General features: G+C 67.4%; 21 protein-coding genes, 1 pseudogene and 1 riboswitch. Of the genes and pseudogenes, 10 read left to right on the top strand and 12 right to left on the bottom strand.

What is annotated here, in order from left to right; translation table 11 throughout:
- Window positions 1-251: 251 nt before the first annotated feature.
- From ACSQ3Y_RS02885 to ACSQ3Y_RS02865, 5 genes are all read right to left on the bottom strand, one after another.
- Window positions 252-1,451 (bottom strand): ABC transporter substrate-binding protein, encoded by a 1,200-nt coding sequence (locus ACSQ3Y_RS02885; RefSeq protein WP_235514503.1) that lies wholly within the window; start codon window positions 1,449-1,451, stop codon window positions 252-254.
- 94 nt (window positions 1,452-1,545) lie between these two features.
- The gene (locus ACSQ3Y_RS02880; protein WP_436176376.1) at window positions 1,546-2,130 is read right to left on the bottom strand and encodes an amino acid synthesis family protein; all 585 of its coding nucleotides are present in this window, start codon (window positions 2,128-2,130) and stop codon (window positions 1,546-1,548) included.
- A gap of 45 nt (window positions 2,131-2,175) precedes the next feature.
- On the bottom strand, window positions 2,176-2,817 hold the full coding sequence (locus tag ACSQ3Y_RS02875) for an amino acid synthesis family protein (RefSeq protein WP_428002836.1): 642 nt from the start codon (window positions 2,815-2,817) through the stop codon (window positions 2,176-2,178).
- A gap of 20 nt (window positions 2,818-2,837) precedes the next feature.
- Complete coding sequence (locus ACSQ3Y_RS02870) at window positions 2,838-3,761, bottom strand: UPF0280 family protein (protein ID WP_428002837.1); 924 nt, start codon at window positions 3,759-3,761, stop codon at window positions 2,838-2,840.
- A gap of 9 nt (window positions 3,762-3,770) precedes the next feature.
- Window positions 3,771-5,393, bottom strand: a complete 1,623-nt coding sequence (locus ACSQ3Y_RS02865) for a 6-hydroxynicotinate reductase (RefSeq protein ID WP_436176375.1) — start codon at window positions 5,391-5,393, stop codon at window positions 3,771-3,773.
- 175 nt (window positions 5,394-5,568) lie between these two features.
- Here ACSQ3Y_RS02865 and fdxA point away from each other — a divergent pair, with 175 nt between their 5' ends.
- The 6 genes from fdxA (at window position 5,569) to ACSQ3Y_RS02835 (ending at window position 10,722) form a co-directional block, all read left to right on the top strand.
- The gene (gene fdxA / locus ACSQ3Y_RS02860) at window positions 5,569-5,898 is read left to right on the top strand and encodes a ferredoxin FdxA (RefSeq protein ID WP_057202717.1); all 330 of its coding nucleotides are present in this window, start codon (window positions 5,569-5,571) and stop codon (window positions 5,896-5,898) included.
- 69 nt (window positions 5,899-5,967) lie between these two features.
- The gene (locus ACSQ3Y_RS02855; RefSeq protein ID WP_057202718.1) at window positions 5,968-6,741 is read left to right on the top strand and encodes a ferredoxin--NADP reductase; all 774 of its coding nucleotides are present in this window, start codon (window positions 5,968-5,970) and stop codon (window positions 6,739-6,741) included.
- Window positions 6,742-6,802: 61 nt separating this feature from the next.
- The gene (locus tag ACSQ3Y_RS02850) at window positions 6,803-7,489 is read left to right on the top strand and encodes a TetR family transcriptional regulator (RefSeq protein WP_436176374.1); all 687 of its coding nucleotides are present in this window, start codon (window positions 6,803-6,805) and stop codon (window positions 7,487-7,489) included.
- 245 nt (window positions 7,490-7,734) lie between these two features.
- Window positions 7,735-8,922, top strand: a complete 1,188-nt coding sequence (locus ACSQ3Y_RS02845) for an amidohydrolase family protein (protein WP_057202720.1) — start codon at window positions 7,735-7,737, stop codon at window positions 8,920-8,922.
- A 97-nt stretch (window positions 8,923-9,019) separates the two neighbouring features.
- Window positions 9,020-9,769 carry an electron transfer flavoprotein subunit beta/FixA family protein gene (locus tag ACSQ3Y_RS02840; RefSeq protein WP_436176373.1) on the top strand — a complete coding sequence of 250 codons (750 nt, stop codon included), beginning with the start codon at window positions 9,020-9,022 and terminating at the stop codon, window positions 9,767-9,769.
- A gap of 20 nt (window positions 9,770-9,789) precedes the next feature.
- Window positions 9,790-10,722 (top strand): electron transfer flavoprotein subunit alpha/FixB family protein, encoded by a 933-nt coding sequence (locus ACSQ3Y_RS02835; protein ID WP_436176372.1) that lies wholly within the window; start codon window positions 9,790-9,792, stop codon window positions 10,720-10,722.
- Window positions 10,723-10,738: 16 nt separating this feature from the next.
- On the opposite strand, the gene ACSQ3Y_RS02830 is transcribed toward ACSQ3Y_RS02835, so the two are convergent.
- Together ACSQ3Y_RS02830 and ACSQ3Y_RS02825 are read right to left on the bottom strand one after the other, a co-directional pair.
- The gene (locus ACSQ3Y_RS02830) at window positions 10,739-11,497 is read right to left on the bottom strand and encodes a glycine zipper 2TM domain-containing protein (protein ID WP_436176371.1); all 759 of its coding nucleotides are present in this window, start codon (window positions 11,495-11,497) and stop codon (window positions 10,739-10,741) included.
- A 240-nt stretch (window positions 11,498-11,737) separates the two neighbouring features.
- Window positions 11,738-12,697 carry a YihY/virulence factor BrkB family protein gene (locus ACSQ3Y_RS02825; protein WP_436176370.1) on the bottom strand — a complete coding sequence of 320 codons (960 nt, stop codon included), beginning with the start codon at window positions 12,695-12,697 and terminating at the stop codon, window positions 11,738-11,740.
- A gap of 136 nt (window positions 12,698-12,833) precedes the next feature.
- On the opposite strand from ACSQ3Y_RS02825, the gene ACSQ3Y_RS02820 reads away from it, so the two are divergent.
- A complete protein-coding gene (locus ACSQ3Y_RS02820; protein WP_436176369.1) occupies window positions 12,834-13,967 on the top strand; it encodes a serine hydrolase domain-containing protein in 1,134 nt (377 codons plus the stop codon).
- 55 nt (window positions 13,968-14,022) lie between these two features.
- Window positions 14,023-14,574, top strand: a complete 552-nt coding sequence (locus ACSQ3Y_RS02815; protein ID WP_436176368.1) for a shikimate kinase — start codon at window positions 14,023-14,025, stop codon at window positions 14,572-14,574.
- 23 nt (window positions 14,575-14,597) lie between these two features.
- Here ACSQ3Y_RS02815 and ACSQ3Y_RS02810 read toward each other — a convergent pair whose 3' ends face one another.
- Window positions 14,598-15,377: an IclR family transcriptional regulator gene (locus ACSQ3Y_RS02810; RefSeq protein ID WP_305744071.1), complete on the bottom strand. Its 780-nt coding sequence runs from the start codon at window positions 15,375-15,377 to the stop codon at window positions 14,598-14,600.
- A 93-nt stretch (window positions 15,378-15,470) separates the two neighbouring features.
- On the opposite strand from ACSQ3Y_RS02810, the gene ACSQ3Y_RS02805 reads away from it, so the two are divergent.
- Together ACSQ3Y_RS02805 and fahA are read left to right on the top strand one after the other, a co-directional pair.
- Window positions 15,471-16,475, top strand: coding sequence for a Bug family tripartite tricarboxylate transporter substrate binding protein (locus ACSQ3Y_RS02805; protein WP_436176367.1), 1,005 nt, complete (start codon window positions 15,471-15,473; stop codon window positions 16,473-16,475).
- 32 nt (window positions 16,476-16,507) lie between these two features.
- Entirely contained in the window at window positions 16,508-17,779 is a 1,272-nt protein-coding gene (fahA, locus tag ACSQ3Y_RS02800) for a fumarylacetoacetase (protein ID WP_436176366.1), read from the top strand.
- Between the two features lie 34 nt (window positions 17,780-17,813).
- On the opposite strand, the gene metH is transcribed toward fahA, so the two are convergent.
- The 4 genes and pseudogenes from metH to ACSQ3Y_RS02780 all read right to left on the bottom strand — a co-directional run bounded on the left by metH (window position 17,814) and on the right by ACSQ3Y_RS02780 (window position 23,712).
- Window positions 17,814-20,552 (bottom strand): methionine synthase, encoded by a 2,739-nt coding sequence (gene metH / locus ACSQ3Y_RS02795; RefSeq protein ID WP_436176365.1) that lies wholly within the window; start codon window positions 20,550-20,552, stop codon window positions 17,814-17,816.
- Window positions 20,553-20,581: 29 nt separating this feature from the next.
- Window positions 20,582-20,677: riboswitch (S-adenosyl-L-homocysteine riboswitch) on the bottom strand.
- A gap of 17 nt (window positions 20,678-20,694) precedes the next feature.
- Window positions 20,695-21,450 carry a hypothetical protein gene (locus ACSQ3Y_RS02790; RefSeq protein ID WP_436176364.1) on the bottom strand — a complete coding sequence of 252 codons (756 nt, stop codon included), beginning with the start codon at window positions 21,448-21,450 and terminating at the stop codon, window positions 20,695-20,697.
- A 32-nt stretch (window positions 21,451-21,482) separates the two neighbouring features.
- Window positions 21,483-22,814 carry an aminotransferase class V-fold PLP-dependent enzyme gene (locus ACSQ3Y_RS02785; RefSeq protein WP_436176363.1) on the bottom strand — a complete coding sequence of 444 codons (1,332 nt, stop codon included), beginning with the start codon at window positions 22,812-22,814 and terminating at the stop codon, window positions 21,483-21,485.
- Window positions 22,814-23,712 (bottom strand): annotated as a pseudogene (locus ACSQ3Y_RS02780) (amino acid ABC transporter substrate-binding protein). Before ACSQ3Y_RS02780 ends, ACSQ3Y_RS02785 begins: the two are co-directional and overlap by 1 nt.
- Window positions 23,713-23,777: the final 65 nt, after the last annotated feature.

Genomic DNA, 23,777 nt, shown 5'->3' with positions numbered 1-23,777 from the left:
TCCCTTCGGGTTGCCCGGCCTGGGGGCCGTCTGCGGCGTTGCCCGCGCTTGCAAGGTTCCTACCTTGCTGCACGCGGGCGCCTTGCATCCAGCCCCCAGGCCGGGCAACGCGATCCCTGAAATCAGTGCTAACAGACCCCATCCCTCGGGCATGTCATCTGCCCGTTTTGTGCTTGTGGGATTGCAATATGGCTGCAGCGGCCAGCGGGCGCAAGGGCCCGCCGGAACCGCCGTCAGCCGGGGACCGGTGCTCAGTCGGCCGGGCGCATCTTCTTGACTTCGTCGTTCGTGGGCTGCACCTTGGCGCCGTCCACGTAGCGGTAGTCGACCATCACGCCCTTGCCACCCTCGTTCTTGGTGCGGCCCACGTAGCCGCCCATGGTGGACTGGTTGTCCTCGGGGCGGTAGGTGATGCGGCCGAACGGTGTGGGCACCTGCAGGCCCTTGAACGCGACAACGAGCTTTTCGGTGTCGGTGGAGCCGGCCTTCTTGATGCCTTCGGCCAGCGACTTGATGGCGCTGTAGCCGACCACCGAGCCCAGGCGCGGGTAGTCGTTGAACTTGCCTTGGTAAGCCGTTTGGAAGGCCTTGTGCTCGGGCGTCTGCAGGCCGTACCAGGGGTAGCCGGTCACGATCCAGCCGTTGGGGGCTTCGTCCTTGAGCGGGTCCATGTACTCGGGTTCGCCGGTCAGCAGGCTGACCACTTCACGGTCCTTGAACAGGCCACGCGTGTTGCCTTCGCGCACGAACTTGGACAGGTCGGCGCCGAACAGCACGTTGAAGATCGCGTCGGGCTTGGCATCGGCCAGGGCCTGCACCACGCTGCCCGAGTCGACCTTGCCCAGCGGGGGCGCCTGCTCGACGACGAATTCCACGTCCGGCTGCGCGGCCTTGAGCAGTTGCTTGAAGGTGGCCACGGCCGACTGGCCGTATTCGTAGTTGGGGTAGACCAGCGCCCAGCGCTTCTTCTTGAGGGCCACGGCCTCGGGCACCATCATCGACACCTGCATGTAGGTGGAGGGGCGCAGGCGGTAGGTGTAGCGGTTGCCGTTCTGCCAGACGATCTTGTCGGTCAGCGGCTCGCCGGCCAGGAAGAAGAACTTCTTTTGCTTGGCGAAGTCGGTCAGCGCCAGGCCCACGTGCGATAGGAAGGAGCCGGTGAGCACATCCACCTTCTCGCGCGAGACCAGTTCCTCAGCGGCGCGCACGGCATCGCCGGGGTTGCCGTTGTCGTCGCGGATCACGAGCTGGACCTTCTTGCCCAGCAGGCCGCCTGCGGCGTTGATCTCGTCCACTGCCAGCTCCATACCCTTCTTGTAGGGCTCCAGGAAGGCAGGCTGGGCCTTGTAGCTGTTGATCTCACCGATCTTGATGACATCCTGGGCCATCGCGGGAGCGATTGTGGCGGCCAGCGCGGCAGCGGCCGTAGCACGCATGAGGGTCTTAAGCATCGTCATGGAAACACTCCTGATGGATTGGATGGGAGAGAAACAGCGGTGGCGAACAGTATGGGGGAGACAGCGGGTCACGGGTGTGGCGGTGCGCTCAGCGCAGGCCGTCCTGGCCCTGGATTTCTGCGGTGGTGAGGCCGCCGATGCGCGGCAGCGGGCGGCCACCGGCCGTGACCACCACGGCCACCAAGATCTCGTTGGCACGTGGCGCATCGGCCACACGGGCCTCCATGGCATCGAAGTGGCTGCGCACGTAGGCGGCGTCCTTGTGGCCCAGCGGCACGTCGATGGCAGCGCCCAGGCCGCCGATCTTCTTGCTTGAAGGCACCAGGGCTGCGCCCTTTTCCACCGCCAGGCGCAGCGGGGCGCCGAGCTTGGGGTGCAGGATGGCCGCAGCATGCTCGAGCTCGCCGCCTTCGCCCACGATGGCGGCCTTGCCATAGCTTTCCGCCTGGCCGGGCGCAATGCCCAGGGCCTGTACGCAGCGCTCGCCCAGCAGGCCGCCGAGCTCTTCGCCGATGGCGATCAGCTCGTCGAGGTTTTCCACGTAGCGGCCCGCAAACGGGTTCTCGATGACGGCCATGGCCAGGGCCTTGCGCACGGGCGGGTTCACCTCGCGGCCCATTTCCACGCGCACTTCGTCGGTCTGGACGATGATTTTCCGGATCTTGGCTGGCATGTGTGTGCTCCTTGGTCTCTCGTAGTCGTTATGGTTGGCGTGGGTTCAGCGCAGGCCGTTCCACTGGCTGATGTCGGCAGCCTTGAGCCCGCCCACCCGTGCATGGATGCGCGCGCCGGTGGTCATGGCCAGGATGAAGACGATCTCGTCGGACAGCGGTGCGCCGGGCACGCGCACCTCGATGGCATCGAAATGGCTGCGCACGTAGCTGGCGTTGATGTGCGTAAGCGGCACGTCGAGCGCGGCGCCCGGGCCGCCCACCTTCTTGGTCGAGGGCACGATGGACAGCGCGTTGGCAGGCTGCCCGGTCTTTTCCTCGGCCTGGCCCTTGGCGTAGGCATTGCGGTCGCCCTTCCAGCCCAGCAGTTCACGCATGGCATAGCCGCCCGGCACATGCCACAGCGCGCCGTGCTCCAGCTCACCGGCGGCGCCGATGATGGCGCCCTTGCCATAGGTCGCGATGCGCTCGGCCGGCACGTTCATGGCCTTGAGCAGGCGCTGCGCCATATCGAGGCCCACCTCCTGCAGCGCATCCATCATGGGCAGGATGTCCGCCTCGTAGCGGCCGGCATAGGGATTGGTGAGCACGGCGCCGATGGCACCACGCAGCAGCGGTGCACCGGTTTCGGGTCCGAATTCGTGCCGGATTTCCTCAAGGTGGGTGAAAACGCGTCGGATCTGGATCATGGGATGGCCTGTGCAATTCATTAAGCAAATACTGAACCAACTTCAAAAACGGCGCCGATTTTCCGGGGGGCGGCCTGCTCCAGCACCGGGCGTTCGGACGGCGTCGCCATCCATTGCCCCTGGCATGAGAGCAGCGCGCACCACAGGTGGCCGCGGGACTGCAATTCTTGCGCTTTTTCAAGACCAGCCTGCAGGGCCTGGCGCACCAGGGCGGCCGGCAGCGCTGGCACGTCCACCGTGACGAGGATGGCGCCCAGGTCGCTGTCGTCCTTGACTTCGCAGGCGGGCCTGCGCGCAATGCGTGCATCCTGCAGGTTCACCGCATTGGCCACCACCGTGGCCGCGGCGTCGGCCTGGGCTGCCGTTGCCGCCAGAATGGTGACGCTGTCGGCAATGCCCAGCGAATGGCTGCGCCCGCGCCAGCCGCTGGTTGCCACGCCGCGCACCGGCATGGTGCTCGTGAGGCGAAAGGCGCCGTCGAGCAGCAGCCCGCCCTGCAGCTGCGCCGCATCGAGCCCCGCAATGTCGGCATACACCCCGACGCTGGCCGATTCGCCCGGCGCCAGGTGCAGCGCGATATCGCCGCCATTGTTCACCCAGGCGCGCTGCACGCACTCCACCGCGTAGCAGGCCAACAGCTCCTGCGCCACCGAACCGGCCACTGCGGCCATGGGCGTGATGAAGTCCTGGCGAAACGGCTGGCAGGCGCTCCACATGCGGCGCGCCACCGGGCCCTGCAGCGGGCAGTCGCCAGCGCCCACCGGCGCACGCAGCGCGGGCAGCTCACGCACCAACTCCTGCAGCAGGCCCTGAAAGCGCACCCAGGCGCGCGCATGCGCCGCAGCCACGGCGAGCGCATCGCCCTCGGCCTGCACGATCACGTCCATGGGGCCGTGTTGCAGGTGCCAGCGGCCGGCGGACAGCAGTTGTCGGGTGGCTTGCATGGAGGCCCCTCAGCCCAACAGCGGCGGCTGGCCCAGGGGCCAGGGGTTGGCCGATGGCAGGGTCAGCCACGAGAACGATTGCGGCGCACCATCGTTGTGCCAGGCGCCGCGTTCGAGCACTTCGCGCAGGCTGCGCACCTGGTCCATGTGGCCACCGAGCAACTCGTAGTCACTGCGGCGCATGCTGAATTCGATGGGCGCCACGATGGCCGGCGTGGGCACAGTGCCAAAGCTGTTGTCGGGCATACGCAGCACGTCGGCCATCACCGTGATGCCGCCACCGGGCCAGACATAGGCCGGCGCACCGCCACAGGTCACGTTGACCAGCGCATTCTTGATAGAGCGAGTAAGCAGCACCGGGTTCTCGGTGACGCCCGCACGCAGGCTGCCGCCCGCACCGCCCAGGAACAGCACCGAAGTCATCGAGGGTTCGCAGTTCTCGCCGATGCGGTCCACGATGCGGCGCACCTCGGCGGGCATCTCGGCCTCCACCGGATTCAGCGATTCGTCGAGCACGTACCAGCTGGCGTGTTCGCCCGTGGTCGAGGTCATCAAGAGGCGCAGGCCGGGCCAGGCCACCGCGTCGTCCCAGGTCTCGATGATGGACAGCGGGTCGGCGATGTCGGTGCCGCCCCAGCCCGTGCCGGGGTTGGCCACCTGGAAGTAGCGGCCCGGCGTGGACTTGCGCCCGCGCATCTTGATGCCCGAGGATTTCATGTCCAGGCAGCGGCCGGCCTGGTGCTCGGTGAGCACGCCGGTGATGTGGTCGTCCACCACCACCACCTCGTCGGCCTGGCCGAAGAACTGGCGCGCAAAGATGCCGATGGCGGCCGAGCCGCAGCCCACGCGCATGCGCTGCTCGGCCACCCCGTTGACGATGGGCGCATGCCCGGCCTGGATCACGAGCTGCGAGCCGCCGTCGATGGTGAGCTCCACCGCCTGCTTGTTGCCCAGCATCTGCATCATCTCGTTGGCGATGCGCCCTTCCTTCTTGCTGCCGCCCGTCAGGTGGTGCACGCCGCCCAGCGAGAGCATCTGCGAGCCGTACTCGGCCGTGGTGACATGGCCCACCACCTCGCCCTTGCAGCGCACGTTGGCCTGCTCGGGGCCGAGGAAGCGGTCGGTGTCGATCTTCACCTTGAAGCTGCAGTAGCTGAAGATGCCCTCGGTGACCACGGTGACCATGTCCACGCCATCGACCTTGGAGCCGACGATGAAGGGCGCGGGCTTGTAGTCGGGGTAGGTGGTGGAAGAGCCGACGCCGGTGACGAAGACCTCTTCGGTCAGCAGCAGGTCGCCGCTCCAGGCGGGCTGCTCAGCCGGCGCCTCCTGGCCGTCGGCACCCGCGTCGGCAGCACGGCCCGCAAAAGGCACCAGCACCGCCTCGCCTTCCGCCATGGTCTTGCGCAGCAGCACCACGGGATCGACCCGCACCAGCACGCCGGCCTGGTTGGCGTAGCGGTCGCAGGCGCCGCTGCGGCCTTCGGAGATCTGGCACAGCACGGGGCAGGCGTTGCACTCCACCTTGGCCGTGTTCATGCGTTCATTGCGCGGCCGGGCGCGCTCGAGCACCTGCGGCAGCTCGGGTGCGTCCATGCCTGGAAGGCCATCGGTCTTGGTGTGTTCAGTCATCGTGGCAACCCATTCCTCGCACCGTTTTCTGTGCTTGTACGTTCATGGCGTTTTGTGTAGCATTCACTTAACTTAAATGTTGTGATCACTACATTTGAGGCGAATGTAGCGCAATCGTTCGCAGTCCGCAATAGTGTTTGCGCGCCCCCTGAAATGGTGCACAAGGAGCCCCAAAATGACGCACGTAGTCACAGACGCATGCATTCGGTGCAAGTACACCGATTGCGTGGATGTATGCCCGGTCGATTGCTTCAAGGAGGGACCGGAATACCTGGTGATCGACCCCGACGAATGCATCGACTGCGCGGTCTGCATCCCCGAATGCCCAGCCAATGCCATCTATGCCGAGGACGACCTCCCGGCAGGCATGGAAATCTTTATCCAGTTCAACAAAAAGCTGGCCCCCGGCCTGCCCACAATCACCAAAAGAAAACCGCCTTTGCCAGATGCGGAACAATGGAGGGTTGTGAGCCACAAGCTTTCCGGCCTGGACATCGCGCTCTGACGCGGCCGGCCCCAGCCTTTCAGCCAGCTTTTTCGCCCTATTTTTCAACTTTTAGCCGACGTAAGCACCATGAGCGCCTTTCTTGAAGAACGCGTATTGACCGTCAACCACCTGACGGACCGCCTGTTTTCCTTCACCACCACGCGCGATACCGCGCTGCGGTTCTCCAACGGCCATTTCACGATGATCGGCCTGCGCGTGAACGGCAAGCCGCTGCTGCGCGCCTACAGCATCGCCAGCGCCAACTACGAGGAACACCTGGAGTTCCTGTCGATCAAGGTGCCCGACGGCCCGCTGACCTCGCGCCTGCAGAACATCCAGGTGGGCGACTCCATTGTCGTGGGCAAGAAGCCCACCGGCACCCTGCTGATCGACTACCTGCTGCCCGCCAAGCGGCTGTACATGCTCTCCACCGGCACCGGCCTGGCCCCCTTCCTGAGCCTGATCCGCGACCCCGAGACCTACGAGAAGTTCGAGGAAGTGGTGCTGGTGCACGGCGTGCGCGAGGTCAAGGAGCTGGCCTACCACGACTACATCACCGAAGAGTTGCCCAAGCACGAGTTCCTGGGCGAGATGGTGAGCAAGCAGCTCAAGTACTACCCCACCGTGACGCGCGAGGATTTCAAGCACCAGGGCCGCGTGACCACCGTGATCGAAAACGGCCAGCTCGCCCGCGACCTGGGCCTGCCAGCGCTGAACCCGGTGGAAGACCGGGTGATGATCTGCGGCAGCCCCGAGATGCTGCGCGACCTCAAGCACATGATGGAAGTGCGCGGCTTCAAGGAAGGCAACACCACGAAGCCCGGCGACTTTGTGATCGAACGAGCCTTCGCTGAGCAGTAATATCCCCGGCAGGCCCGGTCCCTGCATGGCAGGGGCTGCCCTGCCACCCAACGGATCATCCATGTCGGCCACACCCACCAAGACCCGGACTGCTTCCACCCGCGCCCCCTCCGCCCGCCGCACCGGCGTGCGCGAGCAGGCGGCCCAGACCACGCGCGACAACATCCTCAAGGCGGCGATCAAGGTGTTCGCACGCTACGGCTACGAAGGCGGCAGCGTGGAGAAGATCTCCAAGGCGGCCAAGTCCTTCGACCGGATGATCTACTACTACTTCGGCAGCAAGGAAGGTCTCTTCATCGAGGTGCTCGAAGAGATCTACCGGCGCATGAACGACGCCGAGACGGCGCTGGACATCCGGCTCGAGACCCCCGTGGAGGCGCTCAAGTCCGTGGTCCGCTTCGTGAGCCAGTACTACCGCAAGCACCCCGAGTTCGTCACCCTGCTGAACACCGAGAACCTGCACAAGGGCAAGCACATCTCCAAGTCGATGCGCGCGCGCGAGTATTCCTCGCCCGCCGTCTCGGTGATCGAGCAGGTGTTGGCCGCGGGCGTGGCCAGCCAGGAGTTCCGCGCCGACCTGCGCGCGCGCGACCTGTACCTGCTGATCGCCTCCATGGGCTACTTCTACCAGTCCAACCGCTACACGCTCTCCGCCTTCCTGGGCGAAGACATCGACCAGCCCGAGGCCGTGGCCCACTGGGACGAGTTCATGATCGATACCGTGCTGCGGACCGTGCGGGCGTCCTGAGGCGCAACGCGCCCTCCCCGGGGCCCAAGGCCCATATCTTGCAAGAGCCCCCTGCCGATCCGGGCGATCGGCAGGCGCGCAGCCTGCCCGCTTCACCGCAGCGCCTGATCTGCCCCGAGACACTTTGCAGTGCTTGCCATCTTGCACGATGCTGGCCTCTTATGTAGTATTCACTACACGAATTGCAGCCCCACGATCGGCGCAGTTTGCGCCTTCCCCCTCAACCATCCGACTGGTACCTTCCCATGGCAGACATCTCCACCAATGCGGCCTCCGGCAAAGTCGTCATCAAGAACATCGGCCTACTGCTCTCGGGCGACCTGGAACGCCCCATCCTCGACGCCGACACCATCGTCGTGAACGACGGCCTCATCGTGGCCGTGGGCCGCGAGAAGGACTGCGACACCGAACACGCGCGCACCACCATCGACGCGCGCCAGACCTGCGTGGCCCCCGGCCTGATCGACAGCCACGTACACCCCGTCTTCGGCGACTGGACACCGCGCCAGAACCAGATCGGCTGGATCGACTCGACCATGAACGGCGGTGTGACCACCATGGTCTCGGCCGGCGAGGTGCACCTGCCCGGCAGGCCCAAGGACATCGTGGGCTTGAAGGCCCTGGCCATCACCGCGCAGCGCGCGTTCGACAACTTCCGCCCCGGCGGCGTGAAGGTGATCGCGGGTGCGCCCATCATCGAGAAGGGCATGGTCGAGCAGGACTTCAAGGACATGGCCGATGCCGGCGTGACCCTGCTCGGCGAAGTGGGCCTGGGCACCGTCAAGGCCGGTTACGAGGCCCAGCAGATGGTGGCCTGGGCGCGCAAGTACGGCATCCAGAGCACCATCCACACGGGCGGGCCGTCCATCCCCGGCTCGGGCCTGATCGACAAGGACGTGGTGCTGGAGGCCGATGCCGACGTGATCGGCCACATCAACGGCGGCCACACCTCGCTGCCCTGGAAGCATGTCTGCGAGCTGTGCGAGAAGTCCTCGCGCGCCATCGAGTTGGTGCACAACGGCAACGAGAAGATCGCCATCGAGGCCGCACGCGCCGCCATGGAGCTCAAGTGCCCGCACCGCGTGATCCTGGGCACCGACGGGCCCGCAGGCTCGGGTGTGCAGCCCCTGGGCATGCTGCGCATGATTGCGCTGATCTCGAGCTTCGCCAACATCCCGGCCGAGCTGGTGTTCTGCTTTGCCACGGGCAACACGGCGCGCATCCGCAACCTCAACTGCGGGCTGATCGAGCCCGGCCGCGCGGCGGACTTCGTGTTCATGGACCGCGCCCAACACACGGCCGGAGCCACGCTGCTCGAAAGCGTGCAACTGGGCGACATCCCCGGCATCGGCATGGTGATGATCGACGGCCTGGTGCGCTGCGGCCGCAGCCGCAACACGCCGCCTGCCACCGAGATCCCTGTCGTTCTCTGAGCCCCCGGCCTGAACCCCTTCAGCACGCTCACCTCCTTTCCAGCGCAGGCCCACGCGCCTGCGCCGTCCATTTCTTTGTACTGATGGAGTTCCTCCCATGAAAGCAATCGTCGCCGTCAAGCGCGTGGTGGACTACAACGTCAAAGTCCGAGTCAAGTCGGACAGCACGGGTGTGGACATCGCCAACGTGAAGATGAGCATGAACCCCTTTGACGAAATCGCCGTCGAAGAGGCCGTGCGCCTGAAAGAAAAAGGCCTGGTGACCGAAGTCATCGCCGTCTCCTGCGGCGTGGCCCAGTGCCAGGAAACTCTGCGCACCGCCATGGCCATCGGCGCCGACCGCGCCATCCTGGTCGAGACCGACGTCGAACTGCAGCCCCTGGCCGTGGCCAAGATCCTCAAAGCCCTGGTCGACAAAGAGCAGCCCGGCCTCGTGATCCTGGGCAAGCAGGCCATCGACGACGACGCCAACCAGACCGGCCAGATGCTGGCGGCCCTGGCCGACCTGCCCCAGGCCACCTTCGCCAGCAAGGTGGAACTGTCTGCCGACAAGGTCAGCGTGACCCGCGAAGTCGACGGCGGCCTGGAAACCCTGTCCCTCACCCTGCCCGCCGTCATCACCACCGACCTGCGCCTGAACGAGCCCCGCTACGTCACCTTGCCCAACATCATGAAGGCCAAGAAGAAGCAGCTCGATATCGTCAAGCCCGAAGACCTGGGAGTGGATGTGACTCCGCGCCTGAAGACCCTCAAGGTCACGGAACCCGCCAAGCGCGGTGCCGGCGTCAAGGTGGCCGACGTGGCCGCCCTGGTCGACAAGCTCAAGAACGAAGCCAAAGTCATCTGAACAATAAGGAGAACAAGCAAATGACCGTACTCGTTATTGCCGAACACGACAACGCCGCCGTCAAGGGCGCCACCCTGAACACCGTGACCGCAGCCATTGCCTGCGGCGGTGACGTCCATGTGCTGATCGCCGGCCACAATGCCGCGGGCGCAGCCGCTGCCGCAGCCCAGATCGCCGGTGTCGCAAAGGTCGTCCACGCCGATGCCCCCGGCCTGGAACACGGCCTGGCCGAGAACGTGGCTGCCCAGGTGCTGGCCATTGCTGCCAACTACAGCCACATCCTGTTCCCCGCGACCGCCAGCGGCAAGAACGTGGCGCCCCGCGTGGCCGCCAAGCTCGATGTGGCCCAGATCAGCGACATCACCAAGGTGATCTCCCCCGACACCTTCGAGCGCCCCATCTACGCCGGCAATGCCATTGCCACCGTGCAGAGCAGCGATGCCACCAAGGTCATCACCGTGCGCACCACGGGGTTCGACCCGGCAGCAGCATCCGGTGGCAGTGCCGCCACCGAAACCTCCGCCGCAACAGCGGATACGGGCAAAAGCGTCTTCGTGGGCAGCGAGATCGCCAAGAGCGACCGGCCCGAGCTGACCGCCGCCAAGATCATCGTCTCCGGTGGCCGGGCTTTGGGCAGCAAGGAAAAGTTCGACGAAGTGATGACCCCGCTGGCCGACAAGCTGGGCGCCGCCCTGGGCGCCAGCCGCGCTGCGGTGGATGCGGGCTATGCACCGAACGACTGGCAAGTGGGCCAGACCGGCAAGATCGTGGCGCCGCAGCTGTACATCGCTGCGGGTATCTCGGGGGCCATCCAGCATCTGGCCGGGATGAAGGACTCCAAGGTGATCGTGGCGATCAACAAGGACGCGGAGGCGCCGATCTTCAGTGTGGCGGACTATGGGCTGGAGGCGGATCTGTTTACCGCTGTGCCGGAGCTGGTCAAGGCGCTGTGATCAGGCCTGCCGCAGCTCAATAGCCGTTGGCCACGCGCACCGCGCCTGCAGGGGCATTGGTGTAGGCGCCGCCATTCGGGCGGCTGTCGCGCTCGTGGTCGATGCGGTAGCCCTTGCCCTGCAGCGCGACAGGCGTGCCCACGGCCGGGGGCTGCGCGCGCGTGAAGCGGCGCAGCGAACCATCGTCCATGCGGATCGCCACCTGGTACACCGTGCGGGTGCGCGAGCGCTGCTCCACCTGGTGGCCTACGTAGCCACCGCCTACCGCGCCCAGCACGGTGGCGGCCGTGCGGCCATTGCCCTTGCCGATCTGGTTGCCCACCACCGCGCCGAGCACGCCACCCGCGACCGCACCCACACCGGTGGCAGGCTCGGCCTGCTGGATGGCCTGCACCGATTCGACCCGGCCGCAGCTGCTGCACACCGGCGCGCGTTGCACCATCGGAGTCGTGCCGCCGGCCAGGTTCGCACGCTGGGGCTGGAATGGCTCGGGCATGGGCGCAGGCGCACGCTGGGCCGGGGCACCGGCCTGGGGTTGCACCGGACCCAGCGGCTGGGCGGGAACGCCCTGCAGTGATTGGGCCACCACGGTCGGGCTAGCCGCCGTTGAGGCGGCCGCAACTTCAGCAGGACGGTGCTGCACCACCAGCGTGGTACCCAGGGCCACCACACATGCTCCCAGGGAGGCGATGGCGACCCACATCCACTTCATGGGCGAGGGGGTGGAAGGCACTGTGCGCACATCGGACGGCTGCAGGGTGATAGGGTTGTTCATGGTGCTTCCTTCCGCGCGCATGCGCGCCATTCATTCATTGGTTGGTTCGTGTGCCGGGGGGCCGGCGCTCAGTGCACAACGCGGCCCATGGATGCACGGTATACAGGCAATGGTGCGGGGCTTTGTCTGCTTTGTAAGGGTCGGTAAGAAGTGCTGCGAGCACCCCTCAAAGTGCAGAGCCCTGCGGCAGACAGTTGCTGTTGCTTACAGCGCAAAGTGACACCAGCCCCGCTCGTCCATTCAAGGCACGGGCGCCACGCCCGCATCGGCCTGCGGCACGGGGACCGCCGTGGCGCGGCGCCTGCGCACCTGCAGGCCCGCCTCGTCCAGGGCCCGGGCACAGCTGGCCGCGAACAGCAGCACGGCCGACGAGAAATAGATCCACATCAGCAGCACCACCAGCGAGCCGGCAGCGCCGTACGCAGAGACCACGGCAGCGGTCGACAGGTACCACGCCAGCAGCTGCTTGCCGATGGTGAACAGCGTGGCCCCCACCACCGCACCGGCCACCAGGCAGCGCAGGGGCGGTTTGCGCCCACTGCCAATGCGCATCAGCCCCACGAACAGTGCCACGGCAAAGCCGAAGGCCACGACCTCGTTGACCACCAGCAGGATAGGCCCGAGCGGCGCCATCGAGAGCCGTGCACCGGCCCAGCTGGCAAACAGGTTGATGAGGGTGGACAGGGTGAGCGAGACCATCAGCAGGAAGCCGATGGCCAGCACATAGGCCAGCCCGCGCAGCCGCAGCGAAGCCATGTGCCACCAGGCGGCGCGTGCCGGCTCAGGCTCGGTCCCCTGCCACAGGCGCGCCAGCGTCGACTGCAGCTCCACGAACACCCCGGTGGCACCCGAGAGCAGCACGACAAAGCCGATCAGCGACGCAAGCCGACCCTCGGAAGGCTCCTGCGCGCTGGCCAGGGCCTGGCGCACCACGTCGGCCACGCGCTCGCCCATCACCGACTGCACCTGCAGCAGCAGGCTGCTTTCCAGGTAGCTGCGGTCCAGCCACCAGCCGAGCACGCCCACCAACAGGAGCAGCAAGGGGGCCAGGCTGAGCATGCCGTAGAAGGACATGGCGGCGCTCATGCGCAGGCCATCGGCGTCGAGCCACATCTGCACTGCGCGCCACAGCGGCAGCACAGGCTGCACCAGGGGTTTGAGGCGCTCGGTGGCGCGCTGGATTCGGTCGGTGACAGTCATGCACGCAGCATAGGCTGCGGCCCGGCGGCTTTGCACCGGCCGGGCACGGAATTGCCTGTAGGTGCTGTCCCACAGGCGGCTGGGCGTTCCTGCTACTTGTGGCAGGCTGGCACCATCTTGTCCCGGAGCCCCGCCCATGCACGCCCCCAGCCTGACCCGACTGCGAACCGTCCTGCAGGACCACATTGACCGCGGCATCCTGCCTGGCGCGGTGGCGCTGGTGCACCACCGCGGCCAGACCGTGCTGCACGAGCCCCTGGGCGCCCAGGCGCCGGGCGCGGGCGCGCCGGCCATGGCTGCGGATTCGATCTTTCGCATCTACTCCATGACCAAGCCCGTGGTGTCGCTGGTCACGCTGATGCTCATGGAAGAGGGCCGCCTGCCCCTGTCCCACCCCGTAGTGCGCTACCTGCCCTCGTTTGCCGGCCAGGGCGTGTTCGACCCCGCCACGGGCGGCACTGTCGCCGTGCGGCGCGAGGCCACGGTGCATGACCTGCTGCGCCACACGGCGGGCCTGACCTATGCCTGGGACACCGGCCCGGTGGCCCAGGCTTACCAGAGCGCGCGCATTGGCTCGCGCCGCGATGGCAATGCGGCGCTGGCCAAGGCCATCGGGCCCCTGCCCCTGCTGCACCAGCCCGGCAGCTGCTGGGAGTACAGCCGCGCCACCGACGTGCTGGGCGCCCTGCTGGAGGTGGTGGAGGGCGAGCCCCTGGGCGCCATCCTGCAGCGCCGGGTGTTTGGCCCGCTGCAGATGCGCGACACCGGCTTTCACGTGCCGGCGGAGCAACTGCACCGTCTGGCCGAGCCCTTCGCGCGCGACCCGCAGACCGGCGCCGAGGTGGTGCTCAACGACGTATCGCGCCCAGCCACGTTCGAATCGGGCGGCGGCGGGCTGGTGTCCACGGCCGGCGACTACGCGCGCTTTGCGCGCCTGCTGCTGGCCGGCGGCACGCTGGACGGCGTGCGCCTGGCCAGCCGCGCCACCGTGGCCTTCATGGCGGCCGACCATCTGGGCGCGGGCATTCCGGCTGCCGGGGACATCCTGCCCGAGGGCTATGGCTTCGGCCTGGGGGTGGCCGTGCGCCGCAGCGCCGGCCTGGCGCCCCACGCCGCCTCGGTGGGTCAGTACGGCTGGAGCGGCATGGGCGGCACCTTCTTCCTGGTGGACCCGGCCGAGGACCTGGTGGCCATCTTGCTCACCCAGGCGCCCGGCCAGTTGCGCTACCTGTGCGAGCTGTACCCGGCGCTGGTCTACGCGGCGCTGTGACGGCAGCCGGTAAACTCCCGTCCCAGGGGCAAGGCCGGAAAGACACAAGAAACATATGCAGATTCGCTGCGCACTGGTCGGCATGCCCGGCTCGGGCAAATCCACCGTCGGCAGGCAGCTGGCGCACCGCACGGGCGTGCCGTTCATCGACCTGGACCACCGGCTCGAGGAAACGCTGGGCACCAGCATCCGCCAGTTCTTCGAGGAACATGGCGAGGCGCGCTTTCGCGACCTGGAGGCCCAGGAGCTGGCCAAGGCCGCTGCCCAACCCGGCGGCATGGTGCTCTCGACCGGCGGCGGCGCCGTGCTGCGCCGCGAGAACCGCGAGGTGCTGCGCGCCATGGGCCCGGTGCTCTACCTGCGCGCCTCGCCCGAAGAGATCTACAAGCGCGTCAAGCACGACCGCACCCGCCCCTTGCTGCAGGGCGGCAACCCCATGGACAAGCTGCGCGCCCTGTACGGACAGCGCGATGGCCTGTACCGCGAGACGGCGCACTACGTGATCGAGACCGGCCGCCCCACGGTGCACATGCTGGTCAACATGATCATGATGCAGCTCGAAATGGCTGCGAGCGCCGATACGGGTGCCGATCAGGCGCCACATTAGCCCCGATCCGCTGCTGACGACGCTCAGCGCAACGGCGCCGAGTCGCTCCAGTGGAAATGAACCCGCGGCTGGATGTCCGCGATCTCGGTGCGCAGCAGCGCGGCCAACCGCGCCGCCTCGCGCTGGGTGAGCCGCGCCACGGTGGTTGACAGGCTGATGGCCGCGAACGCGCGCCCGCCCACATCCACCACCGCATGGCCCACGGCGGCGGTGTTGGTGTTCAGGCAGCCGCCGCTGCGCGCATAGCCCAGGGTCTGGGTCTGCGCGAGCAACTGGCGCAGGGCCGGCTCGTCCAGCCCGCCGTAGCGGCCCAAGGTGGGGGCATTGGCTTGCATGGCCGCGTCGATGAATTCTGCGTCCTGCGCCGCCATCAGTGCCAGCCCGGCCGCGCCCACGCCCAGCGGGCGGCGCCCGCCCACGGTCACGCTCAGGGGCGGGTCCAGCCGCTGCACGTTGGTATGGGCGTAGCAGACGGCCTCGTGCCCGCTGAGCACGAACAGGTAGGCCGCATAGCCCGTGGCATCGGCCAGGCGCTGCAGGTTGGCGGTGAACAGCGGCGCCACGTCGTGCCGCCCGCGCGCGGCCAGGCCATGCTCGAACGGGCGGCGGCCCAGCACGTAGCCCTTGCCCTCGGGCAGTGCAGCCACCAGGCGGGCCGCCATCATGTCCTGCAACAGCCGGTGTACGGTGGGGTGCGGTATGCCGGACTGGCGCGCGATGTCGGACAGCGACAGCCCGCGCGCGTCGTAGCGCGAGAGCTGGTCGAGGATGCGCAGCACGCGGTCGAGCACCAGGGTGGTCATGCTTGTCCATGCAGTGGAAAGAACGATTGTAGGAAACCGCAGGCCGGCCAAGAATGGCGGCATTCCTATAACCATCCTCGGAGACACCCGAACATGACCGCTTTCGACCGCACCCACACCACCCGCCGCACCCTGCTGTGTACCGCCGCCGCCGCCACCGTGCTCGGTCTGGCCGCCGGCCCCCTGGCCGCTCAGGAGGCAGCCTTCCCGGCCAAGCCCATCCGCTTCGTCGTGCCCTATGCCCCCGGCGGCACCACCGACCTGGTGGCGCGCACCGTGGGTGCCCACATGGCGCAGACCCTGGGCCAGCCGGTCATCATCGACAACCGCGCGGGCGCGGGCGGCAACATCGGCATGGACGCCGTGGCCAAGGCCGCGCCCGACGGCTACACCGTGGGCATGGGCGCCATCTCCACGAATGCGCTGAACCCACACATCTACAAGAAGATGCCCTTCGACCCGCGCAAGGACTTCACGGCGGTGGGCCTGCTGGGCAACTCCACCATCGTGCTCGAGGCCGGCCCCGCCCTGCCCGTGAAAAACGTGGCCGAGCTGCTGGCCCACCTGCGCAAGAACCCCGGCCTGCCCTATGCGACGGCCGGTGCCGGCACCTCCATGCACCTGGCCGGCGTGCTGTTCGCCCAGACCAGCAAGACCGACCTGGTGCACGTGCCCTACAAGGGCAGCGCGCCGCTGATCACCGACCTGATCGGCGGCCAGGTACCCATCGCCTTCGACAACCTGCCCGCCTCGCTGCCCCACATCCAGGCCGGCAAGCTGCGCGCACTGGCCGTGGCGGGCGCTCAGCGCTCCCCGGCCCTGCCCGACGTGCCGACACTGGCCGAAGCCGGCCTGCCCGACTATGCGGTCGAGCCCTGGTTCGGCGTCTACGGCCCCGCCGGCCTGCCTGCGTCCGTGGCCCAGCGCCTGAACAAGGCCCTGGCCGATGCGCTGGCGGACCCTGCGGTCAAGGACAAGCTTCTGGCCGCCGGCTTCACCCCGCGCAGCGCCAGCGTGGCCGACTTCGACGCCCTGACCAAGCGCGAATACGAGCGCCTGGGCAAGGTCGCCCACAGTGCGCAGATGAGCGCCGACTGATCTCATACCCCCTTTTTCTTAGCACCGTGACCATGACCACTACCCTTGATGCCACCCACGGCACCCATCTGCGCAGTTGGGTCGCATCCGCCAACACGGCGGGCTGCGATTTCCCCATCCAGAACCTGCCTTTCGGCCGCTACCGCAAGGCGGGCAGCGGCGACGCGCTGCGCATCGGCGTGGCCATCGGCGACCAGATCCTGGACCTGCAGGCCGTGGGCCTTACCGCCTCCAACGACATGAACGCGCTGATGGCTGCCACGCCAGCCGCGCGCCAGGCCCTGCGCCAGCAGCTGTCCGAGGGCCTGCGCGAAGGCAGCGGCCAGCAGGCTGCCTGGTCCCAGGCGCTGTCGCCCCAGGCCGATGCCGAAATGGCTGTTCCCTGCCAGATCGGCGACTACACCGACTTCTACACCAGCGTGCACCACGCCACCACGGTGGGCAAGCAGTTCCGCCCGGACAACCCGCTGCTGCCCAACTACAAGTGGGTGCCCATCGGCTACCACGGCCGCGCCTCGTCCATCGGCATCAGCGGCCAGCGCGTCAAGCGCCCCCAGGGCCAGACCAAGGCACCCGAGGCCGCCGCACCGGTGCTCGGCCCCTGCAAGCGGCTGGACTACGAGCTGGAGCTGGGCTGGTTCATCGGCCAGGGCAATGCGCAGGGCGAGCCCATCGCCATCGGCCAGGCGGAGCAGCACCTGTTCGGCGTGGCCCTGTTCAACGACTGGAGCGCGCGCGACATCCAGGGCTGGGAATACCAGCCGCTCGGCCCCTTCCTGTCGAAGAACTTCGCCAGCACGCTTTCGCCCTGGCTGGTGACCATGGAGGCGCTGGCGCCGTTTCGCGCCCCGTTCGAGCGCGACGCGGCTGACCCGCAGCCCCTGCCCTACCTCGACTCGCCCGGCAACCGCGCCCAAGGCGCCTTCACCATCGCGCTGGAGGTGCTGCTGCAGACCGCGCGCATGCGGGAAGCCGGCGAGCCCGCTGTGCGCCTGGCCCTGACCAACACCCAGCGCGCCGCGTACTGGACGCCCGCGCAACTGGTGGCGCACCACACGGTGAACGGCTGCAACCTGCAGCCCGGCGATTTGATGGGGTCAGGCACGCTTTCGGGCCCCGAGGCCAGCGAAGCTGGCTCGCTGCTGGAGCTGACCGGCGGCGGCAAGCAGCCCGTGACCCTGCCCAATGGCGAGAAGCGCAGCTTCCTGGAAGACGGGGACACGCTGACCCTCAAGGGCTGGTGCGAGCGCGAAGGCGCCGTGCGCATCGGCCTGGGCGAAGTGAGCGGAACCATCATCGCCTGACGCCCCGCCGGCGGCCCCTTGGAGGGGCTGCCTTTTACAGGTTGGGCGCCAGCAGCCGCGCCAGCACGGCCTCGTCCATACCGCGGCGTTGCGCCATGTCGTGCAGCTGGTCATCGCCGATCCTGCCGACGCTGAAGTACGTGCTCTCGGGGTGGCCCAGGTAGAAGCCGCTCACGCTGGCGGCCGGCATCATGGCCAGGCTCTCGGTCAGGGTCATGCCCACCTCCTCGCACTGCAGCACGCGGAACAACTCGCTCTTGGCGCTGTGGTCGGGGCAGGCAGGATAGCCGGGCGCGGGGCGGATGCCGGCGTATTTCTCGCCGATCATCTCGTCGTTGGTCAGTTGCTCGCCTGCCGCATAGCCCCACAGGTCGGTGCGCACGCGGTGGTGCAGGCACTCGGCAAAGGCCTCGGCCAGGCGGTCAGCCAGGCTCTTGAACATGATCGCGGAATAGTCGTCGAGCGCGTCGATGAAGGCCTTTTCCTTCTTCTCGATGCCCAGGCCCGCCGTCACGGCGAACATGCCCGCATAGTCGGCGATGCCGCTGGATTTGGGCGCAACGAAGTCGGCCAGGCAGCGGCTCGGGCGGGTCACGCCGTCGATGACGTGCTTTTCGGTCTGCTGGCGCATGCCGTACCAAGTCATGGCGACCTCGGTCCGCGTCTCGTCGGTGTAGAACTCGATGTCGTCGTCGTTCACGCTGTTGGCCGGGTACAGGCCCATCACACCGCTGGCGGTGAGCCAGCGGCCCTCGATGATCTTTTTCAGCATGGCCTGCGCATCAGCGAACACGCGCGTGGCCTCCACACCAACGACTTCGTCGGTCAGGATGGCGGGGTACGGGCCGGCCAGGTCCCAGGTCTGGAAGAACGGGCCCCAGTCGATGTAGCGCGCCAGCTCGGCCAGGTCGAAGTTCTTGAACACGCGCCGGCCCAGCGCGCGCGGCACGGTGGGCTTGAACGCAGCCCAGTCCACCGGGGTCTTGTTGGCGCGGACCTTGGCCAGCGACCACAGCGGGGTCTGCTTCTTGTTGGCGTGCTGGGTGCGTACCTTGTCGTAGTCGGCGTTGAGCTCCTGCACGTAGTGGTCCACGCCGTCGCCCAGCAGGCTCTGGGCCACGCTCACGCTGCGCGAGGCATCGGGCACGTAGACCACGGGGCCTTCGTAGTGCGGCGCGATCTTCACGGCGGTGTGCACGCGGCTGGTGGTGGCACCGCCGATGAGCAGCGGGATCTTCTTGATGCGGAAGTGCTCGTCCTTCTGCATTTCGCCGGCCACGTACTGCATTTCTTCGAGGCTGGGGGTGATCAGGCCCGACAGGCCGACGATGTCGGCACCCTCGACCTTGGCGCGCGCCAGGATCTCGTGGCAGGGCACCATCACGCCCATGTTCACCACCTCGAAGTTGTTGCACTGGAGCACGACGGTGACGATGTTCTTGCCGATGTCATGCACATCGCCCTTGACGGTGGCGATGATGATCTTGCCCTTGCTGCGCACGTCGCGCCCGGCCAGCTCGTCCAGGCGCTTTTCCTCCTCGATGTAAGGGATCAGGTGGGCCACGGCGGACTTCATCACGCGCGCGCTTTTCACCACCTGGGGCAGGAACATCTTGCCCGCGCCGAACAGGTCGCCCACGACGTTCATGCCGTCCATCAGCGGGCCTTCGATCACGTGCAGCGGGCGCCCGCCCCTGGCCAGCACGATCTGGTAGGCCTCTTCGGTGTCTTCGACGATGAAATCGGTGATGCCATGCACCAGCGCGTGCGACAGGCGCTCGCCCACGGTCTTGGGGGCCTCGGGCGTGCCGCGCCATTCGAGGCGCTTGCTCTCGTCCTTGGCACCGCTCTTGGCGGTCTCGGCCACCTCGACCAGGCGCTCGCCGGCATCGGGGCGGCGGTTGAGCACCACGTCCTCCACGCGCTCGCGCAGCGTAGGCTCCAGGTCGTCGTAGACGCCGACCATGCCGGCGTTGACGATGCCCATGTCCATGCCGGCCTTGATGGCGTGGTACAGGAACACGGTGTGGATGGCCTCGCGCACCGGGTCGTTGCCGCGAAAGCTGAAGCTCACGTTGGAGACACCGCCCGAGACCTTGGCGCCGGGCAGGTTCTGCTTGATCCAGCGCACGGCCTCGATGAAGTCGACCGCGTAGTTGTTGTGCTCTTCGATGCCGGTGGCCACCGCGAAGATGTTGGGGTCGAAGATGATGTCCTCGGGCGGGAAGCCCACCTCGTCGACCAGCACGCGGTAGGCGCGCTCGCAGATCTCGATCTTGCGCTCGTAGGTGTCGGCCTGGCCCTGCTCGTCGAAGGCCATGACCACGGCGGCAGCGCCGTAGCGGCGCACCAGGCGCGCCTCGTGCTTGAATTTGTCGACGCCCTCCTTCATGGAGATGGAGTTGACGATGCCCTTGCCCTGCACGCAGCGCAGGCCGGCCTCGATCACCTCCCATTTGGAGCTGTCGACCATGATGGGAACGCGCGCGATGTCGGGCTCGGAGGCGATCAACTGCAGAAAGCGCACCATGGCCGCCTTGCTGTCGAGCATGGCCTCGTCCATGTTGATGTCGATGACCTGGGCGCCGTTCTCCACCTGCTGGCGGGCCACGGCCAGGGCCTCCTCGTACTGCCCGTTCAGGATCATGCGGGCGAAGGCCTTGGAGCCGGTGACGTTGGTGCGCTCGCCGATGTTGACGAACAGCGTGCCCTCGCCAATGGAGACGGGCTCCAGGCCGGACAGCTTCAGGGGGGGCATGGGAAGGGCGGACATCAGACTCACCTGCGCAATCGGTTCAGTAACGTAGGTGAGCGTCGTTGCGGGGTGGTCGGCCCCGAGCCTGACGAACAGCCGGCATCTGTGTGCCTGGGCGGTCCGCTGCAACGCTCCTCGGGGGAGGCATGATTTTACCTGCTCAGCGCACAGGGAGGAATTGCAGGAAAGTGCCCCCCACAATCCCCTGCACATAGCTGATGGCCGCGCGGCGGTATTTTTCGGTCACCACCAGCGCCACCAGGTCCAGGCGGGCGATGACCTTGCCGAATTCGCGCTCGAAGCTCAGGTTGCGCCCCTGGGGACCGATCTCGTCGGCCCACAGCAGCGGCTGGCCCGCGGCATTGCGCCGCTGGGACAGCAGCCACACGGCCGATTCGACGTTGCGGGCGGCGTTGTACAGGTGCTGGGCGTCGAGCGAGTCGAGCAAAAAGAACTCGCTCTTGCCGCCATGGGCGGTGACCAGCATGTCGGCCGAGGCGACGATGAACGCGGCCACCCGGTCGCCCGTGAACTCGGGCGCCAGTGCAAACGCCAGGGCGGCGATGTCGCGCCGGCCCTGCAGCGGCGCCCAGGGCTGGCGCTGCGCGATGGCGGCGCGCACCTGCTCCATGGCCTGCTCACGGCTGGCCGCGCCGGCCTTGCGCCACTCGGCCGGGTTGCGGCGGTAGAGCTTGTCCATCAGCAGGGTCAGGCTGGCCAGGTTGTCGCGCATGGCCAGGGTGGCCATGCGGTTCACATCGGACTGGGCCAGCTCGCCCGTGCTGGTGGGCGCACCCCGCACCTCGCCGCGCGGGGTGGGCGCCGGGGCCGCACAGCCAGCCAGCAGGGCCAGGGCGGTCAGGGCCGCGCAGGCCAGGGGTAAAAACGAAGGGAGAAGGGATGCAGGCGCCACCATGTGGGCCGCATTATGGCCATGGCTGTCCCGGCCTACGCAATCGCGAGCGAACGCGCAGCGACATCGCGCACGATGTCCTGCGTGGTGTGCAGGAACCGGTCGACATCCGCGGGCGAGTGGCAGTGCAGCGGCGAGACCCGCACGGCGCCCTGCAGCCCGAACGATTCGAGCATGCGCCGCGAGTAGATGCTGGCCGCGCTGCGCTCGTACACCGTGACGCCGCGCAGGCCGTACTCGTGCACCGCCTGGGTGCAGTCGATCCCCGAAAGGCCGATGGCGATGATCAAATCGCGCCGCGCCAGGTCGCCATGGTCCAGGTAGACCTGCACGCCCTCCATGGCGCGCAGCCCGGGCACCTCGGCACTGCCGTCGAGCAGGCGCGCCAGCAGTGCGCGCTCGTGCAGCAGGATGCGCTCCATGCCCACAGCAAAGCGCTCGCGGCGGCCTGCGGCACCGGGCGCGGCAACACCCGAGGCATCGCCCAGCCAGCACACGTAGTCCATGATTTCGGTGAGCACCGCGAACTGCCATGGCGCAGCGCTGCCCAGGTCCCAGAAATCGGGCGCCTTGCCGGCCAGCTTGTGGTGGGGCAATGCGGCCGCGCGGTCCGACAGCCAGGCGAGGCCCGAGCCGCGGCAGCCAAAGAACTTGTAGGGCGCGATGTTGATGCCATCCACCGGCGTGGCCTGCAGGTCGATCAGGCCGTGGGGCGCATGCTGCACGGCGTCCACGATGATGTACAGGTCGGGCTTCACGGCGCGGGCGCGCTCCACGATCTGCACCATGTCGAGCTTGGCGCCCGATATGTTGGACGCATAGATCACGTTGAGCAGGCAGGTGCCCCCATCCACCAGGCGCACGATGGCATCCACGTCGACACCGCCGGTGGCTGGGTTGCTCGGCGCCACGCGCAGCTCGCGCCCGGTCTGGCGCGCGTAGTGCTCCATGGCGTCGAAGGACGAGGGGTGCTCAAGCACCGTGGTAACCATATTGGTGCCGGGCACGTTCTCGGCCACGGCGCGCACCATGTCGAACATGGCGCCTGATGCGGTCAGGGCCGCATAGACGCTGCCTCCCTGCGCGTTGAGCAATGTGCGCAGGTCACCCGCACCTGTGGCCTGCACGCCCTGCAGCTCGCGCGCCACCTCGTGGATGCGCTCGGTGTTGTCGGGCACGGCATCGACCTGGCCCATGCGCTCCACGGCGGCCTTCAGGCGCAGCGAGCCGCCCGCATTGTCGAAGTACAGGCGCTCACTCCCGCGGTGGTCATGCTCCACCTGCAGGAAACGCTCGCGCACCGCCCGCATCAGGTCCTCGGGGAACAGCAGGCCGTCGGGATGCCCGGTCAGAGAGGATGCAGCCATCACACCCCCTTGTTGTTGGGGTTGCGGTAGGCCTCGCGCACCGCATCGGTCATCGGAAAGTTGATGTTGATATTGCTCGGCGGGATGGGCTGGGTGAACCAGCGCGCATACAGGCGCTCCATCTCGCCGGACTTCATGAGCTGCGTGACAGTCTGGTCCACCAGCGCCTGAAAGGGCGCATCGTTCTTGCGCAGCATGATGCCGTAGGGCTCCTGGCGCAGCACCACGTCCTTCAAGATCACGTAGTCACCAGGGTTGGGTGACACGGCAATCAGCCCTGCGAGCTGCACGTCGTCGAGCACGTAGGCCACGGCCCGGTCACTGGCCAGCAGCAGGAAGGCGTCGGCAGTGTCCTTGCCCGAAATCTCCTGCACCTCCAGGTTTTCTGTGCGGCGGAAGCTGCGCAGCAACTGGATCGAGGTCTGCCGGCCACGGTCGCCACGCTCTTGCCCGCCAGGTCTGCCAGCGAGGTGATGCCCGACTTCTTCTTGACCGCCACAGTGATGTTGGTGACGAAGTGGCTGGGCGCAAATGCGACCTGTTGCTGGCGTGTCACCGAATTGGTGGTGGTGGCGCAGTCCAGGTCCACGGTGCCGTTCTGTATCAGTGGAATGCGGTTCAGCGAATTGAGCAGGGTGTACTGCACGCGCAGCGCAGGCAGGCCGAGTTTGGCCTTGACGGCGTCGACGATCTTCAGGCAGATGTCGTTGGAAAAGCCGACGGGGTCACCGCTGCCCGCAGGCTTGTACGAGAAGGGGACGGAGCTGTCGCGGTTGCCAATGTGGATGGTGCCGCTCTCCTTGATCTTGCGCAGGGTGTCGATCTCCTGCGCCATCGCAGCGGATACCAGCACGGTGGCGCCCAATGCAGCGAGAGCAGACATCTTGAAGAGGTGCATGGCGGTCTTTCCAGAAAAGCGGGGCGGTCGACGGGACCAGGGTCGCCACCGGAAATCTCTCGGTC

The sequence above is a fragment of the Acidovorax sp. LjRoot66 genome (assembly GCF_964253305.1).
GTDB lineage: Bacteria > Pseudomonadota > Gammaproteobacteria > Burkholderiales > Burkholderiaceae_C > Acidovorax.
The sequence above is the reverse complement of the archived record's forward strand: the minus strand, read 5'-3'. Positions and strand labels throughout refer to the sequence as shown.

What these genes read in the sequence shown, in the direction of transcription:
- ACSQ3Y_RS02885 (WP_235514503.1), bottom strand. Translation starts at nt 1,451, where the DNA reads ATGCTTAAGACCCTCATGCGTGCTACGGCCGCTGCCGCGCTGGCCGCC.
- ACSQ3Y_RS02880 (WP_436176376.1), bottom strand. Translation starts at nt 2,130, where the DNA reads ATGCCAGCCAAGATCCGGAAAATCATCGTCCAGACCGACGAAGTGCGC.
- ACSQ3Y_RS02875 (WP_428002836.1), bottom strand. Translation starts at nt 2,817, where the DNA reads ATGATCCAGATCCGACGCGTTTTCACCCACCTTGAGGAAATCCGGCAC.
- ACSQ3Y_RS02870 (WP_428002837.1), bottom strand. Translation starts at nt 3,761, where the DNA reads ATGCAAGCCACCCGACAACTGCTGTCCGCCGGCCGCTGGCACCTGCAA.
- ACSQ3Y_RS02865 (WP_436176375.1), bottom strand. Translation starts at nt 5,393, where the DNA reads ATGACTGAACACACCAAGACCGATGGCCTTCCAGGCATGGACGCACCC.
- fdxA (WP_057202717.1), top strand. Translation starts at nt 5,569, where the DNA reads ATGACGCACGTAGTCACAGACGCATGCATTCGGTGCAAGTACACCGAT.
- ACSQ3Y_RS02855 (WP_057202718.1), top strand. Translation starts at nt 5,968, where the DNA reads ATGAGCGCCTTTCTTGAAGAACGCGTATTGACCGTCAACCACCTGACG.
- ACSQ3Y_RS02850 (WP_436176374.1), top strand. Translation starts at nt 6,803, where the DNA reads ATGTCGGCCACACCCACCAAGACCCGGACTGCTTCCACCCGCGCCCCC.
- ACSQ3Y_RS02845 (WP_057202720.1), top strand. Translation starts at nt 7,735, where the DNA reads ATGGCAGACATCTCCACCAATGCGGCCTCCGGCAAAGTCGTCATCAAG.
- ACSQ3Y_RS02840 (WP_436176373.1), top strand. Translation starts at nt 9,020, where the DNA reads ATGAAAGCAATCGTCGCCGTCAAGCGCGTGGTGGACTACAACGTCAAA.
- ACSQ3Y_RS02835 (WP_436176372.1), top strand. Translation starts at nt 9,790, where the DNA reads ATGACCGTACTCGTTATTGCCGAACACGACAACGCCGCCGTCAAGGGC.
- ACSQ3Y_RS02830 (WP_436176371.1), bottom strand. Translation starts at nt 11,497, where the DNA reads ATGAACAACCCTATCACCCTGCAGCCGTCCGATGTGCGCACAGTGCCT.
- ACSQ3Y_RS02825 (WP_436176370.1), bottom strand. Translation starts at nt 12,697, where the DNA reads ATGACTGTCACCGACCGAATCCAGCGCGCCACCGAGCGCCTCAAACCC.
- ACSQ3Y_RS02820 (WP_436176369.1), top strand. Translation starts at nt 12,834, where the DNA reads ATGCACGCCCCCAGCCTGACCCGACTGCGAACCGTCCTGCAGGACCAC.
- ACSQ3Y_RS02815 (WP_436176368.1), top strand. Translation starts at nt 14,023, where the DNA reads ATGCAGATTCGCTGCGCACTGGTCGGCATGCCCGGCTCGGGCAAATCC.
- ACSQ3Y_RS02810 (WP_305744071.1), bottom strand. Translation starts at nt 15,377, where the DNA reads ATGACCACCCTGGTGCTCGACCGCGTGCTGCGCATCCTCGACCAGCTC.
- ACSQ3Y_RS02805 (WP_436176367.1), top strand. Translation starts at nt 15,471, where the DNA reads ATGACCGCTTTCGACCGCACCCACACCACCCGCCGCACCCTGCTGTGT.
- fahA (WP_436176366.1), top strand. Translation starts at nt 16,508, where the DNA reads ATGACCACTACCCTTGATGCCACCCACGGCACCCATCTGCGCAGTTGG.
- metH (WP_436176365.1), bottom strand. Translation starts at nt 20,552, where the DNA reads ATGTCCGCCCTTCCCATGCCCCCCCTGAAGCTGTCCGGCCTGGAGCCC.
- ACSQ3Y_RS02790 (WP_436176364.1), bottom strand. Translation starts at nt 21,450, where the DNA reads ATGGTGGCGCCTGCATCCCTTCTCCCTTCGTTTTTACCCCTGGCCTGC.
- ACSQ3Y_RS02785 (WP_436176363.1), bottom strand. Translation starts at nt 22,814, where the DNA reads ATGGCTGCATCCTCTCTGACCGGGCATCCCGACGGCCTGCTGTTCCCC.